The following is a 17,089-nucleotide window of genomic DNA, read 5'->3' as shown; positions in this document are numbered from 1 at the left end:
AGGCCTCCAAGGATAGCGGATGCCCGCGACACTCCCCGCTGGCGTGCCGCGGACCGGCCCTCATACCCTGGCACGAATTCGCCCGGCGCAGCCCGGCCGCTGCGGGCTGCCGCTTCCTGTCATGCCGCCTTCCGGGGCGGCGCTGGCGCCATGCGCGATGGCGGCCGGCGGCCCCTCTACACAGGCAGCACGGCAGGCGGACGAGATAGGTCACGTGCCGGTGTGGGCGAGGCTGGCGCGGGTGGGATTGCGGCTGGCGTCGGGGATGGTGGAGACGCTGCTGGTGGCGGGGGTGGTGGCGCTGGCGGCGGGGAGGATATCAAGATAGCCCGATGGCCGCGCCACGGCCTTGCGGGACGGCAGGTTCCGATGAGCGCGAAGAGGCTTCACGCCCCCGGCGGCGTCCCGCTCCGCGCAGCCTGCATCCCCGCAAGAAATGCCCGGAACTGGCGGGCCTGGCGCTTGAGCTGGTAATCCATCTCGGCCAGGCGGTGCACCACCTTCTGCGCCATGCGCGATTGCAGGCCTGCGGGCGCGATCTCAAGGTAGGCCTCGGATTCCGAGCCGTCCCGGCGCACGACGGCACCGGCATTGCGGGCGATGCGCAGCATGGCGGTGTTTTCGCTGAGCGCGTGGATGAACACCATGCGCACGTCCCGGTTGCGCGCATGCATCACGGCGCGCTCGAAGAGCCGGGCGCCGAAGCCGCGGCCCCGGGCCTGGGCGAGCACGGAGACGCCGAACTCGGCGCAGCTGCGGTGCTCGGCCGCGTCACCGTAGGCCAGGTGGGCGACGGCGATGAGTTCGAGCCGCCGGTTGTAGATGCCGAACACCTCGTCCCGCACGAAGTCGAGCTGCTGCACGTAGCGCAGCACCTGTTCGTCCGATGCGGCGTAGCCGAAGCGCAGGTAGCGGCCGCCGGGCTCCAGGCGCAGCAGGTGGACGGCGATGCGTCCACGGTGCTCGGGGCCCAGCGAGCGGATCGGCACCACGACAGGCGCGCCGCGCCGCACGGGCTGGCGCGGGGGGTGGGTGTCGGTGGCAGGCGCGGGCATGCGCGAATTTTAGGGTTTTCCCCTAGCGCATGGCGTGCCGTGGCCTGGAAACCACGCACACGCCGGCCTTCCGAACTCTCGGGCACGGGCAGTTCCAGACGCCCTGCCCTCGGCGCTCGGTTGCTACTTATTCAATGGCAAACATCTGTCGCCAATGTGTCAGACGGGCACCGCGGTGGTGCTCTTCACGCGGTCGAGCACGAAGCTGGTCTTGCAGTCCTGCACGCTGGGGTGCTTGAGCAGGGTGTCCATGATGAACCGGCTGTAGTGGGCCATGTCGGCCACGACCACGCGCAGCAGGTAGTCCATCTCGCCGGTGAGGGCGGAGCACTCCACCACTTCGGGCCAGGTCTGGACGCTCGCGCGGAACAGGTCCATGGGGTTGCGCTTGTGGCTTTCGGTGTGCTTTTCCAGGCGGACGTTGAGGTAGGCCGTGAGGCCCAGGCCCACGGCCTCCGGACGCACCAGGGCGACGTAGCGGTCGATCACGCCGGCATCCTCCAGGCGCTTGGCGCGGCGCAGCACCGCGCTGGGCGACAGGCCCACCTGTTCGCCGATGACGTCGTAGGTTTCGCGGCCGTTGTCCTGAAGGCAGCGCAGGATCGCCCGATCAAGCCGGTCCAGTGCGTGGGAAGCGCTCATGGCACAGGATTCTACGAAGCCCCGCGTGTGCGGGCACGGCCCGCCGGCGCCCTCCCCGGGTTTGTCCGGGTGGAACGCGGCCATGGGCGGCGAATAATGGAATTCACAAAAAAGAACGGTCGTTCTTTTTTGTGCGCATCACTACAACGACGGAGACAAGCAACCATGAACGGAACCCTTCGCGGCCTCGGCCGCTTCAGGGCGCTGGCGGCGCGCGCCGCCCTCGCCTTTTCCCTGGGCTGCGCATTCACCGTGCCGGCCGCCCATGCGCAGAGCGGCTACACCCAGACGCGCTATCCCATCGTGCTGGTGCACGGCCTGTTCGGGTTCGACTCGGCCCTGGGCGTGGACTATTTCTACGGCATTCCCGATGCCTTGCGCAGGGACGGCGCGCAGGTGTTCGTGGCCCAGGTGTCGGCCACCAACAGCACCGAGGTGCGCGGCGAGCAACTGCTCGCCCAGGTCAAGCAGGTGCTGGCGGTCACGGGCGCAGCCAAGGTGAACCTGGTCGGTCATTCCCACGGCGGCCCGACCATCCGCTACGTGGCGGGCGTGGCGCCGCAGCTCGTGGCATCGGTCACGTCGATCGGCGGGGTGAACAAGGGCTCCCGCGTGGCGGACGTGGTGCGCGGCGTGGCGCCGCCGGGCTCGGTGTCCGAATCGGTGGCGAGCGCCGCGGCCGGTGCGCTCGCGCAGGTGATCAGCGCGGCATCGGGCGGCTCCGGCCTGCCGCAGAAGCCGACGGCGGCGCTCGACTCGCTCACCACGGCCGGCGCGGCGGACTTCAACCGGCGCTTTCCGCAGGGGCTGGCCAGCGGTTGCGGCAACGGCGCCGACGTGGTGAACGGCGTGCGCTACTACTCCTGGACGGGCACGCAGCCGGTCACGAACGTGCTCGACCCGAGCGACGCGGGCCTGGCCCTGCTGGCGCCGGTGCATGGCGAGGCGAACGACGGGCTGGTGTCCGCCTGCTCCTCGCGGCTGGGCCGGCACCTGGGGGACTACCGCCAGAACCACCTCGATGAAATCAACCAGATGGTGGGGCTGCGGCACCTGTTCTCTCCCGACCCGGTGACGCTCTACCGCCAGCACGCCAACCGGCTGAAGCAGCAGGGGCTCTGAGCGATGGCGGCGGCACGCGGGCGCATGGCTGCTGCGCTGCTGGCGGCCGCGGCGCTGGGCCTGGCCGGCTGGTGGGCGCAGCGCGCTACGGCGTACGGAGCCGGAGAGGCGGGGGCGCGCCCTGCAACCCGCCTGGTGGCGGACGCCTCCGCATCCGCGCGCCGGCCGTCCGGCGGGCCCGATCCGCGGTTCCTGGCCTCCCGCTCCACGGCAGAGCTGGAGGCGCTCCAGACCGACCCGCTGCTGGGCGCAGGGTTGCGCGACACGCTGGAAACCCTGCTGCAGGAAGCCCTGGACGCCGGGCCGACCACCGACGCGGCCACGCTCAAGCGCCGGCTGGAGGGCCTGGTGGACCGCCATTTCCCGGCGGCGGTGCGTGCGCGTGCCCTGGCGCTGGCCGGCCGCTACGTGGATTACCGCGCGGCGCTCGGCACGGTGACGCCACCTGCGGACCTGTCCGACCCGAAGGCGCTGCGGGCCTCCATGGAGGAGCGCGACCGGCTGCGCGAGCGTTTCTTCGAGCCTGGCGAAGCGGCCGCCTTGTTCGGGGGCGAAGCAGTGCTGGACCGCCACACGCTCGCGCGGCTGGAGATCCTGCAGGACACCGGCCGCTCTCCGCAGGAGAAGGCCCGGGCGCTCCAAGCCGCCGAGGATGCGCTGCCCGCCGACCTGCGCGCCGCCCGCCAGGCCTACGCCACGCCGCAGGCGGTGGCGGAGCAGACGGCGGCGCTCGATGCCCGCCAGGCCGACGACGCGACGCGCCATGCGGAGCGCAGCGCCCGTTACGGAGCGGCGGCCGCCGACGCCCTGGCGCGCCTGGACGGCGAGGAGCGGCAGTGGCAGCAGCGGCTGGACCAGTACCAGCAGGCGCGGGCCGCACAGGGCGACGGTCCGGCGCTGCAGAAGCTGCGCGAGCAGTTGTTCACGCCCGAGGAGCGACTGCGCGTGGAAGGGCGCTGGCGCTGCGATCCACGCGCCCCGGTACAGCGAGCGGGAGCTGAGGCCGGCTCCATGGCCATGAAATGACCGCCAGGCGGACACCAGGCGGCCGCCGGCTGCGCCGCCTGGCCCCTTGACGCAGTTTTCCTGCACAGGCCCGGCAACGTTGCGATGTTTATGCCAGAAACATGAGCCTGCGTGCGCCTACAGTGGCATGACGCAGATCAACGCGCCAACCCCGGAGACAACGCATGAACACCCCGCTGCCCCACCCCGCCGTCCAGGACACCGCCGCCTGGGAGAACCCGATGGGTACCGACGGCTTCGAATTCATCGAATACGCCGCTCCCGATCCGCAGGCCATGGGCCGGGTGTTCGAGGGCATGGGCTTCAAGCCCGTGGCGCGCCACCGCCACAAGAACGTGACGCTCTACCGCCAGGGCGAAATCAACTTCATCATCAACGCCGAGCCCGACAGTTTCGCGCAGCGTTTCGCGCGGCTGCACGGCCCCAGCGTCTGCGCCATCGCCTTCCGCGTGCACGACGCCAAGGCCGCCTACGAGCGCGCGCTGAACCTGGGTGCCTGGGGCTACGCCGGCCAGGCCGGCCCGGGCGAGCTGAACATTCCCGCCATCAAGGGCATCGGCGACAGCCTGATCTACCTGGTGGACCGCTGGCGCGGCAAGAACGGCGCGCAACCGGGCGACATCGGCAACATCGGCTTCTTCGACGTCGATTTCGAGCCGCTGCCGGGCGTGACCGCCGAGGAGGCGCTGAATCCCAAGGGCCACGGCCTGACCTACATCGACCACCTGACGCACAACGTGCACCGCGGCCGGATGATCGAATGGGCGAACTTCTACGAGCGCCTGTTCAACTTCCGCGAGATCCGCTACTTCGACATCGAAGGCCAGGTCACCGGCGTGAAGAGCAAGGCCATGACCAGCCCCTGCGGCAAGATCCGCATCCCGATCAACGAAGAGGGCAAGGAAAAGGCCGGCCAGATCCAGGAATACCTGGACATGTACAACGGCGAGGGCATCCAGCACATCGCCATGGGCTCGGACGACCTCTACGCCACGGTGGACGCCCTGCGCGGCTCCGGCGTGCGCCTGCTGGACACGATCGACACCTACTACGAGCTGGTGGACAAGCGCATTCCCGGCCACGGCGAGAGCGTGGAAGAGCTGCACAAGCGCAAGATCCTGATCGACGGCAAGAAGGACGCGATCCTGCTGCAGATCTTCAGCGAAAACCAGCTCGGCCCGATCTTCTTCGAGTTCATCCAGCGCAAGGGGGACGACGGCTTCGGCAACGGCAACTTCAAGGCGCTGTTCGAGAGCATCGAGCTCGACCAGATGCGCCGCGGGGTGCTGCAGGGCGCCTGAAAGAACGCCTAAAGCCATTGGCAGGCCGATTGACGTAACCAACTGCATCGGCATGGCCCCCGTCTCTATACTGCGCCGTCCCAATGAGCACGAGAGAGAGAGAGACACCCATGTTGCGCCGCAGTTACCTTTTGGCCGTCCTGCTGGCGGGAGGGGCCTGGAGCGTCCAGGCCCAGAACGCCTCGGCGCCGCTGACCATCGTCGTTCCGTACCCCGCGGGCGGGCCCGTGGACGCGTCCGCCCGCATCGTGGCGGAGGGCGTGCGCGGCACACTCGGCCCCGTGGAGGTGCAGAACAAGCCGGGCGCCGGCGGCACGACGGGCGCGGCGCTGGTGGCCAAGGCTCCGAAGGACGCCAACTGGCTGGTGATGGGCGCGGTCGCCACGCATGCGGTGAATCCGTGGCTGCAGGCAGGCTTCCCGTACGACCCGCTGAAGGATTTCAAGCCGATCGCGCTCGTGGCGCGCACGCCCAACGTGCTCGTCATGGAAGCGGAGCGTGCCAAGTCGCTGGGCATCCGCACGACCGGGGAGCTGGTGCAGTACCTCAAGAAGAACCCCGACCAGTTGCGCTACGGATCGGGCGGCAACGGCAGCATCGGCCACATCGCGGCCGAGATGTTCAAGTCGCTCACCAATACGCGCGTGGCGCACGTGCCCTTCCAGGGATCCGCGCCCGCGCTCAAAGCCCTGCAGTCGGGAGAGGTCGCGTTCTTGTTCGACAACCTCGCCTCGTCGCTGCCGCTGGTCAAGGCCGGCAAGCTCAAGGCCCTCGGCGTGACCAGCCTGGGCCGGGACGACGAGCTGCCGGACGTGCGCAGCATCAACGACGAGGTGCCGGGATTCAACGTGGTGACGTGGTTCGGGCTGTTCGCCCCGGCCTCGCTGCCCGATGAGGATGCCCGCCGCTATGCGGCGGCCATCACCGCGGCGATGAAGGAGCCCGACAGTGCGCAGAAGCTCAAGGAGATGGGCATCGACGCCGAGGACCTGACGCTGGAAACCTTCGGCCAGTTCGTGCGCGCGGAGCACGCGAAGTACGGCTTCCTGATCAAGGCCGCGAAGATCAAGATGGACTGACAGCGCGGGGCGCCCTGGCATGGGCATTCCCGCGCATTGCATAACCAGGAGACATGCCATGGGACAAGCCCCCGTCGTTTACGGCCAATCCGACCGCCCCCCGCGCGGCGACTATGCCCGCGCCGGCAGCGACTACACCTGCGCGCAGGACTATGCGGCCTACACGCCGCAGGACCACGACACCTACCGGCGCCTGTACGCCCGCCAGTCGGCGCTGCTGCCGGGCCGCGCGAGCGAGGCCTTCATCGCCGCCCTGCCCTCGCTGGGCGCGAGCGACCGCATCCCGCGCTTCGACGAGATCAACGAGCGGCTGCAGCGCGCCACGGGCTGGGAGATCGTGGGCGTCCCGGGCCTGATTCCCGAGGTGCCCTTTTTCACGCTGCTGGCGAACCGCAAGTTTCCGGTGACGGACTGGATCCGCACGCCCGAGGAGTTCGACTACATCGTGGAGCCGGACATCTTCCACGACCTGTTCGGGCACGTGCCGCTGCTCTTCAACCCGGTGTTCGCCGACTATGTGCAGCGCTACGGCCAGGGGGGCCTGAAGGCGCACGGGCTGGGTGCCTGCGAGATGTTGTCGCGCCTGTACTGGTACACGATCGAATTCGGCCTGATCCGCGAACGCGGTGCGCTGCGTGCCTACGGGGCGGGCATCCTCAGCTCCTCCGGCGAACTGGAATATTCGGTGAACAGCCCCGAGCCGCAGCGCCTGCCGCTGCAGCTGGAACGCACCATGCGCACGCGCTACAAGATCGACACCTACCAGCAGACGTATTTCGTGATCGACAGCTTCGAGCAGCTGTTCGCGATGACGGAGCCGGACTTCGGGCCGGTGTACGAGCGCCTGCGCGGGCAGGCCGAGTTCGCCGCGGACGAGCGCGAGGCCGTGGCGGCCTGAGGGGCGCCGGAGGACCGCGCAGGGCCGGGAAGGGCCGGCCTGCGTTGGAAGGCGCCCTGCCGGATGACTTCGTGCGCCGGCAATACGTTTCGGGTGGCGCGGGGCGGGAGTGCCGAGGAACGGCGAGGATGGCAGCCAACCTTTTTTGCCGCGCCCGCCGCCGCGCGGGACCGCCCCGTACGGCGCTGCCGGCCCCTTCTTGCACGAGGAAGCCGCCATGACCCGTGTCTCCGGCATCACATCCAATCTGTTGCGTCCGCCTCCAGGCCTGTCGTCCGCGGCCCTGGAAGGCCGCGTCGCCCCCGTCGCGCCGCTGGTACGGCGCTTTCCCTCCGCCGCGCCCGAACCCACCGTGCCCGGCGTCGCGCGCCGCACGTCGTCGGCCGCCTCGATGGCGCCACGCGCCGCCGCGGGCCTGCTGGCGGGGCCGGAAGGGTTCGCCCGGCATGGCCGGCTGCCGCCGCAGTTCCATGCCCAGGGGCAGGCCCGCGCCTCGCGGCAGGCCACCCATGGCACGCCGCTCTGGAGTCCGCGCCCGGCAGCGGAGGCACTGCTGGCGGCGCGCTCCGGTACGCTGCTGCACCGGCAACCGCTCGCCGCCTGAAACGCACCGCTGCGGAGCCGGGCAGCCGTCGTCAGGGCTGCCCCGCGATTTCCAGGCACGCACGCACCACGTCCGGGTGGAATGCCACGTGCACGTGGGCCGCACCGGCCACGAAGCGGTTGTCCGCCCCGGCCAGCATGGCCGTGCTGGCGGGATAGACCACGTTGTCGCAGTCCGAGTGGAAGCAGGTGAAGCGTGCGCGCACGGACGGCGGCTCGGACGCGTCCAGGGCCTGCAGCCACGGGTGCCCCGGCACCATCTGCCGGCCGTTGGCCGAGCGGCTGAGCCGGGCCGCTTCCGTGCCGCCATGCGGCGTGCCGAGCGTGACCACGCGATGCACCCGGCCGATGCCCGTCTCGCCGCAGGCGCGCAGCCAGGCCCGGACCGCAAGGCCGCCCATGCTGTGGCAGATCACGAGCGGAGGCCGTCCCGTGGCTTCGGTCACCCGCCGCACGGCCGCGTCGATGGTGGCAGCGTAGTCGTCGATCGCACCGAAGGGCGGCTCCAGCGTCACGGCCACGAACGCATGGCCGCGGCGGCGCAGCAGCGCGAACCAGGGCATCCAGAAGCCGCGGTTGCACAGGAATCCATGCACCAGCACGACCCCGCGCGGCGTCGCGGTGGCGCCGGCCACCGCGGGTGGAGGCAGCCAGTCCGGCACGGCCGCATGGCGAAAGGGCTGCCACCATCCGAACACCCAACTCGCCCACCGGGTTTCCGCCCACCAGGCACGCAGCACACGCCCCGCAGGAGGGGCCGGTACCGGATCGCCCCGGTTGGCACGCAGCATGACCAGGAACTGCAGTCCCAGCCAGAGACGGGGTCCCACCAGCCAGAGGGCGGCGCCGGCCAACGCCCCGGCGGGTGACAGGGGCCAGAGCCACCCCAGCCAGCCCGCGGCCAGCGCGAGCTGCGCCATCACCATCCACCGCTGCCATCTTGCATTCGTCACGTCGTTCCTTTCCGGTGCCGGGCCGATCGTGCCCTCGTCCAGTCCGGATCCTGTCACACAGGAGACGCGAAGACGCGCACAAGGCCCAAGCCCTGGGACTGACCCGATGGACAGGCGCGCAGGGGTTTCCACAATCGTCGGCGGCTCCCGCCAATCGGCCCTTGCGCCCCTGCAATGCCGCATCAACCGCCCGCTGTCCGGCGGAGCGCGAAAGGAAGACGAATCCATGGACCGGATCTGGCTGAAGAACTATCCCCCCGGCGTGCCGCACGAAGTGGATCCCGAAAGCTACCGCTCGGTGGCGCACCTGCTGGAGGAATCGCTGCGCCGCCATGCGGACCATCCCTTCTCGGTCTGCATGGAGCAATGGATGGACTATGCCGAGCTGGACCGCCTGAGCACCCGGCTGGGCGCGTGGCTGCAGGCCCAGGGACTGCCGCAGGGCGCGCGCGTGGCGATCATGCTGCCCAACGTGCCGCAGTTCGCCGTGGCCATGGCCGCGGTGCTGCGCGCCGGCTACACCTGCGTGAACGTGAACCCGCTCTACACGCCGCGCGAGCTGGAGCATCAGTTGCGCGACTCGGGCGCGGAGGCGATCGTGATCCTCGAGAACTTCGCGCGCACGTTCTCCGAGGTGGTGGAGCGCACGGCCGTGAAGCACGTGGTGCTCACCGCGTTCGGCGACCTGCTCGGGCCCGTGCGCGGGCGCTGGCTCACCTTCGCGGTGCGGCATCTCGCACGCATGGTGCCCGCCTTCGACCTCCCCCTGTCGGACGGCCGCCGCGTGACGACGCTGCCCGCGGCCCTGGCCGAGGGCGCGCGGCACGCGCTCGCACCCAGCACCGCCAGGCTCGATTCCGCCGCGTTCCTGCAGTACACGGGCGGCACCACGGGGCTGTCGAAGGGCGCGGTGCTCACGCACCGCAACATCGTTGCGGCCACCCTCCAGGCGGAGGCCTGGTTCACGCCGGCGCTCGCCCGCATCGGCGACGTGCGCCAGGCCAACAGCATCGCGGCGCTACCGCTCTACCATATCTTCGCGCTCACGCTGTGCCTGCTGGCCATCCGCCAGGGCTCGCACCTCACGCTGATCCCGAACCCGCGGGACATACCCAAGCTCGTGGCGGTGCTGAAGAAGCGTCCCTTCCACCTGCTGCCCGCGGTGAACACGCTCTTCAACGCGCTGCTGCAGAACGCGGAGTTCCGCACGCTCGATTTCTCGCACCTGTGCGTGTCGCAGGCGGGCGGCATGGCCGCTTCGGAGAGCACCGCGCGGCAATGGCAGAAGGTGACGGGCAACACCATGATCGAAGGCTGGGGGATGAGCGAGACCTGCGCCATCGGCACCAACAATCCCGTGGACAACACGGAGTTCACGGGCACCATCGGCCTGCCGCTGCCCGGCATCGACATCGCCATCAAGGACGACGCGGGCGAGAGCCTGCCGGTGGGCCAGTCCGGCGAGATCTGCATCCGCGGCCCGAACGTGATGTCGGGCTACCACCAGCAACCCGGGGAAAACGCCCGCGCCTTCACGGCCGACGGTTTCCTGCGCACGGGGGACATCGGCGTGATGGATGAACAGGGCTACACGCGCATCATCGACCGCAAGAAGGACATGATCCTGGTTTCCGGCTTCAACGTGTTCCCCAACGAGCTGGAACAGGTCATCGCCCTGTGCCCGGGCGTGCTCGAGTGCGCGGCCATCGGGGTGCCCGACGAGAAGCAGGGCGAGGCGATCAAGGTCTTCGTGGTGCGCAGCGACCCGGCGCTCACCGAGGAAGCCGTGGCGCGGTACTGCAACGAGCATCTCACCGGGTACAAGCGCCCGCGCCACATCGAGTTCCGGGATGCGCTGCCCAAGACGAACGTGGGCAAGATCCTGCGGCGAGAACTGCGCTCGCCTCAGTAGCCGCGGGGCGGTGTTCGCGGCAGGCGGCCGCCCCGGCTGCGGCACCGGGGATCCGGGCCTGAAGCCCTGAAGAAGCGTCCGGGCCTGCCACGGGCGGCTCCCTGGCGCCCCGCTTCGCGTGACTTGGCAAGGGCCGCTTTCGTGGGAACCGGCCCTTTTTTGCATCCAGATGTAAACAATTTCAACCCGCCCCGACGGAGATGCCATGCATTCCGGTGTTGCAATGGATAAGCGCAAACGTTTGCGCAAACGTTTTCTTTCGCTACCATAGCACCCCCGCAGGATCCTCTGCCGCGAACGGCGGCAGGCCTGCGCCCGACTATTCTCTTTCCGCCCACAACCAGGAGACTTCCATGACCCTGAACCGCCGCACCCTCCAGACCGCCGCCGTCCTGGCCCTCGCCGGTGGCCTGTTCGCGCAGCCTGCCTTCGCGCAGGACAAGCCCAAGGTCGCGCTGGTGATGAAGTCGCTCGCCAACGAGTTCTTCCGCACCATGGAGGACGGGGCCAAGGCGCACCAGAAGGCGCATGCCTCGGAATACACGCTGGTGGCCAACGGCATCAAGAACGAGACCGACACTGCCGCGCAGATCAAGATGATCGAGCAGGCCGTGGCACAGAAGGTGAACGCCATCGTGCTCGCGCCCGCCGATTCCAAGGCCCTGGTGCCGGCCGTGAAGGCCGCGGTGGACAAGGGCATCCTCGTGGTCAACATCGACAACCGCCTGGATGCCGACGCGCTCAAGGAAAAGAGCCTGAACGTGCCCTTCGTCGGCCCGGACAACCGTGCCGGCGCCAAGCTGGTGGGCGACTACCTGGCCAAGCAGCTGAAGGCCGGCGACAAGGTCGGCATCATCGAGGGCGTGTCCACCACGTTCAACGCGCAGCAGCGCACGCTGGGCTTCCAGGACGCGATGAAGGCCGCCAACATCAACGTGGTCGGCGTGCAGTCCGGCCAGTGGGAAATCGAGAAGGGCAACACCGTGGCCGCCGGCATGCTGCGCGAGCACCCGGACCTGGTGGCGCTGCTGGCCGGCAACGACAGCATGGCGCTGGGCGCCGTGGCCGCTGTGAGGGCCGCCGGCAAGGCCGGCAAGGTGCAGGTGGTGGGCTACGACAACATCAACGCCATCAAGCCCATGCTGGCCGACGGCCGCGTGCTGGCCACGGCCGACCAGTACGCCGCCAAGCAGGCGGTGTTCGGCATCGAGATGGCGCTGAAGGCCCTCGCCGCCAAGACGCCGCAGGCCCAGCTGCCAGCCGAGGTCAAGACCGAAGTGGTGCTGGTGACCAAGGGCACCGGCAAGTAACGCAGCGGCGGCGCGCGAGGGCAGGAGGCGCTGCAGGGCGCCGCGTTCACCTTCCGCGCACCGCATGGCCGACGCCGCGCGCAACCCGCGCGGCATTCCTCTTTTTTCCGGGTTCGCACACCGTGGCCGACCATTCATCCCCCATCGCCGCCGCGCCGGCGCCCGCCCCCGTGCCCCTGCTGGAAATGCTGGGCGTGGGCAAGGACTACGGTCCCACCACCGTGCTGCACGGCGTGACGCTGTCGCTGCATGCCGGCGAAGTGCTCGCGCTCACCGGCGAGAACGGCGCGGGCAAGAGCACGCTGTCCAAGATCCTCTGCGGGCTGGAGCCCGCCACGCGCGGCAGCCTGCGCCTGGCGGGGCAGCCCTATGCGCCGTCTTCCCGCCGCGACGCCGAGCACCAGGGCGTGCGCATGGTCATGCAGGAGCTGGGCCTCGTGCCGACGCTCACCGTGGCCGAGAACCTGCTGATGGGCCGGCTGCCGCACCGCATGGGCTGGCTGCGCCGGCGCGCGATGCACGATGCCGCGCGCGCGCAGCTCGCCAAGATCGGGCTCACGGGCATCGATCCGGCGACACCCGTTTCCCGCCTGGGCATCGGCCAGCAGCAGATGGTGGAGATCGCCCGCAACCTGCAGGACGACACGCGCATCCTCGTGCTCGACGAGCCGACGGCGATGCTGACGCCGCGCGAGACCAATTACCTGTTCGAGCAGATCGCCCGGCTCACGGCCCGCGGCGTGGCCATCATCTACGTCTCCCACCGGCTGGAGGAGCTGCGGCGCATCGCCGACCGCGTGGCGGTGCTGCGCGACGGCGCGCTGGTGGACGCCCGCCCGATGGCGGGGCTGTCGGAGGCCGACCTCGTGCAGCGCATGGTGGGACGCGCGGTGAACGATCTGGAGCACCGCCCCCGCCGCACGGCCGGGCCGGTGGTGATGCGGGTGGACGGCATCGGCCGGGGCACCGCCGTGCAGGACGTGAGCCTGGCGCTGCGGGCCGGCGAGGTGTTCGGCATCGCGGGCCTCGTGGGCTCGGGCCGTACCGAACTGCTGCGCCTGTTGTTCGGCGCGGACCGCGCCGACCGCGGCAGCGTGACGCTGGCCGCCGGGAGCACCGTTTCCGGCGGGGCCGCGGAGCGCACCCATGTGCGCGGGTTCCGTTCGCCGCTGGCGGCGATCGCCGCGGGCATCGGGCTCGTGAGCGAAGACCGCAAGTCGCAGGGCCTGCTGCTCAGCCAGCCGATCCGGGTGAACGCCACGCTGTCGGACCTGTCCGCCGTTTCGCGCGCGGGCTGGCTGCGCCGCGCGCATGAGAGCACGGTGGTGCAGGGCTTCATCCGCACGCTGCGGGTGCGCTGCCGCGGGCCGGAGCAGCCCGTGGGGCAGCTGTCGGGCGGCAACCAGCAGAAGGTGGTGTTCGCGCGATGGCTGCACCGCGACGGCCGCGTGCTGCTGCTGGACGAGCCCACGCGCGGCGTGGACGTGGGCGCGCGCGCCGACCTGTACGCCGAGCTCGACCGCATGGCCGCCGAAGGCCGAGCCCTGCTCATGGTGTCGTCCGACCTGCGCGAGCTGATGGCCATGGCCGACCGCATCGGCGTGATGAGCGGCGGCCGCCTGGTCGCCGTGTTCGAGCGCGGCGAGTGGACCGAGCAGTCGCTGCTGGCCGCCGCTTTCTCCGAAGCCGAAGACCGCCCGCGCGCCGAAGGCGCCGGTTCCGCATCCCCCCTTTCCCCCGCTTCCGCATGACCGCCACCACGCACCCCTCTTCCGCTTCCGCCGCGCCGTCGGTGCCGCTCTGGCGCACGCAACTGGGTACCTACCTGGGCCTGGCCGCCGTGCTGGTGGGCATGGTGGCGCTGTTTTCCTGGCTGTCCGATTTCTTCTGGAGCGCCGAGACCTTCGTCACCATCGCCAACGAGATTCCCGCGCTGGCCGTGATGGCGGTGGGCATGACCTTCGTGCTGATCATCGCGGGCATCGACCTGTCGGTCGGCTCGGTGATGGCGCTGGCCGCGGCGACGTCGGCCGCGGCCATCCTGCAATGGGGCTGGAGCGTGCCGGCGGCCGCGGCCCTGGCGCTGGCCACGGGCCTGGTGTGCGGCACCATCACGGGCGCCGTGTCGGTGGCCTGGCGGCTGCCGTCGTTCATCGTGTCGCTCGGCATGCTGGAGGCGGTGCGCGGCAGCGCCTACCTCGTGACGGACTCGCGCACGCAGTACGTGGGCGACGCGATTTCCTGGCTCGCCGCGCCGGTGGCGGCCGGCGTCTCGGTGGCCTTCGGCATCGCGCTGCTCATCGTGGTGCTGGCCCAGCTCGTGCTGTCGCGCACGGTGTTCGGCCGCTGCATGGTGGGCATCGGCACCAACGAGGAGGCCATGCGGCTGGCCGGCGTCGATCCGCGCCCCATCCGCATCGCCGTGTTCGCGCTCACCGGCCTGCTGGCCGGGCTGGGGGGCCTGATGCAGTCGGCCCGCCTGGAGGCGGCCGACCCCAACGCCGGCGCCGGCATGGAGCTGCAGGTGATCGCGGCCGTGGTGATCGGCGGCACCAGCCTGATGGGCGGGCGCGGATCGGTGGTGACCACGGCCTTCGGCGTGCTCATCATCGCGGTGCTGGAGGCCGGCCTCGCGCAGATCGGCGCGAGCGAGCCGAGCAAGCGCATCATCACCGGCTGCGTGATCGTGGCGGCCGTCATCGTCGACACGCTGCGGCAGCGCCGCGCCGCGGTCTGACGCCGGCACGCGAAGACATGGCGACCATCAAGGACGTCGCGCGCGAGGCCGGGGTGTCGGTGACCACCGTTTCGCACGTGCTCAACGGCACGCGGCACGTGAGCGACGACGGGCGCGCGCGCGTGGAGGCCGCCATCCGGCAACTGGGCTACGTGCCCAGCGCGATCGCGCGCAGCCTCAAGAGCAACCACACGCGCACGCTGGGGATGCTGATCCCCAACAGTTCCAACCCCTACTTCGCCGAGGTCGTGCACAGCGTGGAGAACCGCTGCTTCGGCGCGGGCTACAACCTCATCCTCTGCAATACCCACGACGAGGCCCAGCGGCAAAGCTCCTACCTCCAGGTGCTGGCGGAGCGGCGCATCGACGGGCTGATCGTGGTGACCACCGGGCAGGACGCGGCGCTCGCGCGCCAGCTCGAGGGGCTGGGCGTGCCCACCGTGCTGGTGGACCGCGAGATCGAGGTCTCCCGGCAGCCCTGCGACCTGGTGGAGACCGCGCACCGCGAAGGCGGCCGGCTGGCTACGCGCCACCTGCTCTGGCTGGGCCACCGTCGCATCGCCTGCATCGGCGGTCCCCCGGACCTTGCTCCCAGCATGCAGCGCATCGAGGGCTGGCGCGACGCGCTGGCCGAAGCGGGCGTGGACGATGGCGGCCTGCTGTGGCACGGCGATTTCACCAGCCAGAGCGGCTACGAGGCCATGCAAGCGGTGCTGGCCTCGCCGCGCCCGCCCACGGCGGTGTTCATGGGCAACGACCTGATGGCCATCGGTGCGCTCTGCGCGGCCCACGAACGCGGGTTGCGCGTGCCCGAGGCCATGTCCATCGTGGGCTTCGACGATATCGCCCTCGCGGCCTTCACGAGCCCGCCCCTCACCACCGTGGCCCAGCCCAAGCGGCAGATCGGCGTGGCTGCCGTGGACATGCTGCTCGAACGCATCGACGGCGCGCGGCGCGAACCGTGCCAGTTGCTGCTGCAACCGGAGCTGCGGCTGCGCGCCTCGACCGCGGCATTGCCCCAGGGCCCCGTTTCCACCGCCGCGCCGCACGGCCGTTTTCCTTCCCGCCATCCCAAATGACCGTCTCTTCCCGCTCCGCTCAGGAGAACCATTCCCGCTCCGCTATGCCGCGCATCGCCGTCGTGGGCAGTCTCAACATGGACATCGTCCTGCGCGTTCCCCGGGCCCCCGGCGCGGGCGAGACCGTGATGGCCGATTCACTGCACCATATTCCCGGGGGTAAGGGCGGCAACCAGGCGGTGGCCTGCGCCCGCCAGGGCGCACGGGTGCATCTGCTGGGCCGCGTCGGGAACGATGCGCACGGCGCGGCGCTGCGCGCGGCACTGGAGGCGGACGCCATCGACCATGCCGGCGTGCAGACGGATCCCGAAGCCCCCACCGGCATCGCCTGCATCACGGTGGAATCCACCGCGCAGAACCGGATCGTCGTCGTCGGCGGGGCGAACGCCCGCTTCGAGGTCGATGCGCGGGCCCTGGACACGGCGCTGCAGGGCGCGAGCAACCTGCTGCTGCAGTTCGAGGCGCCCCTGCCCCAGGTCATGGCCGCCGCCAGGCAGGCGCGGCAGCGTGCCTGTCCCGTGGTGCTCAATCCTTCGCCCATGCAGCCGATTCCCGACGTCCTCTGGCCGCTGGTGGACACCCTGGTGGCCAACGAGGTGGAGGCCGCGCTGTTCGCCGACTGCGACGTGCAGACGCCCGAAGACGCGGCCCATGCGGCCCGCCTGCTGCGCGCCCGCGGTCCCCGGCAGGTGGTGGTGACGCTGGGCGCGGCGGGTGCCGTGGCCTGCGACGGCAGCGGCTGCCGCCACCATCCGGGCCTGCGCGTGGACGCCGTGGACACCACGGCCGCGGGCGACACTTTCCTGGGCGCCCTGACCGTCGCCCTGGCGCGCGGCGAATCGCTCGACCTGGCGGTGCAGACCGGCGTCCGCGCCGCGGCGCTGTGCGTGACCCGTCCGGGCGCGCAGCCATCGATCCCCACGCGCGCCGAAGTGGCCGCATCCCCCATGCCCCCTGAATGGAGCCGCATCGCATGAAACGCACCGCACTGCTGCACGCCGACCTGTCCCGCGCCATCGCCGCCCTGGGCCATGGCGACATGATCGTCATCGGCGATGCCGGCCTGCCGATTCCGCCCGGCCCCCTGCGCATCGACCTGGCCGTGACCCCGGGGCTGCCCGCGGTGGCCGACGTGCTGGCCGCCGTGCTCTCCGAAATGCAGGTGGAGCGCGCCCTGGTCGCCACCGAGGCGGTGGAGCGCGCTGGCGGGGCCCTGCCCGGCTGGGCCGGCGCGCTGCCCGTGGCCCCGCAGACCCTGTCGCACGAGGAATTCAAGCGCCTCACGCGCGATGCGCGCGCCGTGGTGCGGACGGGCGAGTGCACGCCCTACGCCAACGTGATCCTCTGCGCGGGCGTGACGTTCTGACCGGAC

The 17,089-nt window shown here is 70.7% G+C and carries 17 protein-coding genes; 13 read left to right on the top strand and 4 right to left on the bottom strand.

The window, feature by feature from the left end; translation table 11 throughout:
• Window positions 1-210: 210 nt before the first annotated feature.
• From BLR99_RS22350 to BLR99_RS00470, 3 genes are all read right to left on the bottom strand, one after another.
• Window positions 211-390: a hypothetical protein gene (locus BLR99_RS22350; RefSeq protein WP_133246128.1), complete on the bottom strand. Its 180-nt coding sequence runs from the start codon at window positions 388-390 to the stop codon at window positions 211-213.
• The gene (locus tag BLR99_RS00475; RefSeq protein ID WP_074686535.1) at window positions 387-1,055 is read right to left on the bottom strand and encodes a GNAT family N-acetyltransferase; all 669 of its coding nucleotides are present in this window, start codon (window positions 1,053-1,055) and stop codon (window positions 387-389) included. Before BLR99_RS00475 ends, BLR99_RS22350 begins: the two co-directional genes overlap by 4 nt.
• Window positions 1,056-1,214: 159 nt before the next feature.
• Window positions 1,215-1,697, bottom strand: coding sequence for an Lrp/AsnC family transcriptional regulator (locus BLR99_RS00470; protein ID WP_013596422.1), 483 nt, complete (start codon window positions 1,695-1,697; stop codon window positions 1,215-1,217).
• A gap of 165 nt (window positions 1,698-1,862) precedes the next feature.
• Here BLR99_RS00470 and BLR99_RS00465 point away from each other — a divergent pair, with 165 nt between their 5' ends.
• From BLR99_RS00465 to BLR99_RS00440, 6 genes are all read left to right on the top strand, one after another.
• Entirely contained in the window at window positions 1,863-2,819 is a 957-nt protein-coding gene (locus tag BLR99_RS00465) for an esterase/lipase family protein (protein WP_048857664.1), read from the top strand.
• Window positions 2,820-2,843: 24 nt separating this feature from the next.
• On the top strand, window positions 2,844-3,845 hold the full coding sequence (locus BLR99_RS00460) for a lipase chaperone family protein (RefSeq protein WP_228193953.1): 1,002 nt from the start codon (window positions 2,844-2,846) through the stop codon (window positions 3,843-3,845).
• Between the two features lie 164 nt (window positions 3,846-4,009).
• A complete protein-coding gene (gene hppD / locus BLR99_RS00455; RefSeq protein WP_011797205.1) occupies window positions 4,010-5,146 on the top strand; it encodes a 4-hydroxyphenylpyruvate dioxygenase in 1,137 nt (378 codons plus the stop codon).
• A gap of 110 nt (window positions 5,147-5,256) precedes the next feature.
• Complete coding sequence (locus BLR99_RS00450; protein ID WP_017439055.1) at window positions 5,257-6,225, top strand: Bug family tripartite tricarboxylate transporter substrate binding protein; 969 nt, start codon at window positions 5,257-5,259, stop codon at window positions 6,223-6,225.
• A 58-nt stretch (window positions 6,226-6,283) separates the two neighbouring features.
• Complete coding sequence (gene phhA, locus BLR99_RS00445; protein ID WP_041827599.1) at window positions 6,284-7,123, top strand: phenylalanine 4-monooxygenase; 840 nt, start codon at window positions 6,284-6,286, stop codon at window positions 7,121-7,123.
• Between the two features lie 217 nt (window positions 7,124-7,340).
• Complete coding sequence (locus BLR99_RS00440) at window positions 7,341-7,727, top strand: hypothetical protein (protein WP_046059817.1); 387 nt, start codon at window positions 7,341-7,343, stop codon at window positions 7,725-7,727.
• Between the two features lie 31 nt (window positions 7,728-7,758).
• Here BLR99_RS00440 and BLR99_RS00435 read toward each other — a convergent pair whose 3' ends face one another.
• The gene (locus tag BLR99_RS00435) at window positions 7,759-8,679 is read right to left on the bottom strand and encodes an esterase/lipase family protein (protein ID WP_046059850.1); all 921 of its coding nucleotides are present in this window, start codon (window positions 8,677-8,679) and stop codon (window positions 7,759-7,761) included.
• A 226-nt stretch (window positions 8,680-8,905) separates the two neighbouring features.
• Between BLR99_RS00435 and BLR99_RS00430 the strand changes: the two genes are divergently transcribed.
• The 7 genes from BLR99_RS00430 (at window position 8,906) to rbsD (ending at window position 17,083) form a co-directional block, all read left to right on the top strand.
• Entirely contained in the window at window positions 8,906-10,591 is a 1,686-nt protein-coding gene (locus BLR99_RS00430; RefSeq protein WP_046059816.1) for an AMP-binding protein, read from the top strand.
• Between the two features lie 353 nt (window positions 10,592-10,944).
• Window positions 10,945-11,901, top strand: a complete 957-nt coding sequence (locus tag BLR99_RS00425; RefSeq protein WP_046059815.1) for a sugar ABC transporter substrate-binding protein — start codon at window positions 10,945-10,947, stop codon at window positions 11,899-11,901.
• 122 nt (window positions 11,902-12,023) lie between these two features.
• Window positions 12,024-13,652 (top strand): sugar ABC transporter ATP-binding protein, encoded by a 1,629-nt coding sequence (locus BLR99_RS00420; protein ID WP_048857665.1) that lies wholly within the window; start codon window positions 12,024-12,026, stop codon window positions 13,650-13,652.
• Complete coding sequence (locus BLR99_RS00415; RefSeq protein WP_011797212.1) at window positions 13,649-14,638, top strand: ABC transporter permease; 990 nt, start codon at window positions 13,649-13,651, stop codon at window positions 14,636-14,638. Before BLR99_RS00420 ends, BLR99_RS00415 begins: the two co-directional genes overlap by 4 nt.
• Window positions 14,639-14,655: 17 nt before the next feature.
• Entirely contained in the window at window positions 14,656-15,717 is a 1,062-nt protein-coding gene (locus BLR99_RS00410; protein WP_017439625.1) for a LacI family DNA-binding transcriptional regulator, read from the top strand.
• The gene (gene rbsK / locus BLR99_RS00405) at window positions 15,714-16,694 is read left to right on the top strand and encodes a ribokinase (RefSeq protein ID WP_046059811.1); all 981 of its coding nucleotides are present in this window, start codon (window positions 15,714-15,716) and stop codon (window positions 16,692-16,694) included. The genes BLR99_RS00410 and rbsK overlap by 4 nt, the downstream gene beginning before the upstream one ends.
• Complete coding sequence (gene rbsD, locus BLR99_RS00400; RefSeq protein ID WP_011797215.1) at window positions 16,691-17,083, top strand: D-ribose pyranase; 393 nt, start codon at window positions 16,691-16,693, stop codon at window positions 17,081-17,083. The genes rbsK and rbsD overlap by 4 nt, the downstream gene beginning before the upstream one ends.
• The last annotated feature ends 6 nt before the right edge of the window (window positions 17,084-17,089 follow it).

The organism is Paracidovorax citrulli (genome assembly GCF_900100305.1).
Lineage (GTDB): Bacteria > Pseudomonadota > Gammaproteobacteria > Burkholderiales > Burkholderiaceae_C > Paracidovorax > Paracidovorax citrulli.
The sequence above is the reverse complement of the archived record's forward strand: the minus strand, read 5'-3'. Positions and strand labels throughout refer to the sequence as shown.

Bases quoted from the DNA above. Each gene is read 5' to 3' on its own strand.
- BLR99_RS00430 (WP_046059816.1), top strand. From the start codon at position 8,906: ATGGACCGGATCTGGCTGAAGAACTATCCCCCCGGCGTGCCGCACGAA.
- rbsK (WP_046059811.1), top strand. From the start codon at position 15,714: ATGACCGTCTCTTCCCGCTCCGCTCAGGAGAACCATTCCCGCTCCGCT.
- BLR99_RS00450 (WP_017439055.1), top strand. From the start codon at position 5,257: ATGTTGCGCCGCAGTTACCTTTTGGCCGTCCTGCTGGCGGGAGGGGCC.
- BLR99_RS00465 (WP_048857664.1), top strand. From the start codon at position 1,863: ATGAACGGAACCCTTCGCGGCCTCGGCCGCTTCAGGGCGCTGGCGGCG.
- BLR99_RS00475 (WP_074686535.1), bottom strand. From the start codon at position 1,055: ATGCCCGCGCCTGCCACCGACACCCACCCCCCGCGCCAGCCCGTGCGG.
- BLR99_RS00440 (WP_046059817.1), top strand. From the start codon at position 7,341: ATGACCCGTGTCTCCGGCATCACATCCAATCTGTTGCGTCCGCCTCCA.
- BLR99_RS00425 (WP_046059815.1), top strand. From the start codon at position 10,945: ATGACCCTGAACCGCCGCACCCTCCAGACCGCCGCCGTCCTGGCCCTC.
- BLR99_RS00460 (WP_228193953.1), top strand. From the start codon at position 2,844: ATGGCTGCTGCGCTGCTGGCGGCCGCGGCGCTGGGCCTGGCCGGCTGG.
- BLR99_RS00410 (WP_017439625.1), top strand. From the start codon at position 14,656: ATGGCGACCATCAAGGACGTCGCGCGCGAGGCCGGGGTGTCGGTGACC.
- hppD (WP_011797205.1), top strand. From the start codon at position 4,010: ATGAACACCCCGCTGCCCCACCCCGCCGTCCAGGACACCGCCGCCTGG.
- BLR99_RS00470 (WP_013596422.1), bottom strand. From the start codon at position 1,697: ATGAGCGCTTCCCACGCACTGGACCGGCTTGATCGGGCGATCCTGCGC.
- BLR99_RS00415 (WP_011797212.1), top strand. From the start codon at position 13,649: ATGACCGCCACCACGCACCCCTCTTCCGCTTCCGCCGCGCCGTCGGTG.
- rbsD (WP_011797215.1), top strand. From the start codon at position 16,691: ATGAAACGCACCGCACTGCTGCACGCCGACCTGTCCCGCGCCATCGCC.
- phhA (WP_041827599.1), top strand. From the start codon at position 6,284: ATGGGACAAGCCCCCGTCGTTTACGGCCAATCCGACCGCCCCCCGCGC.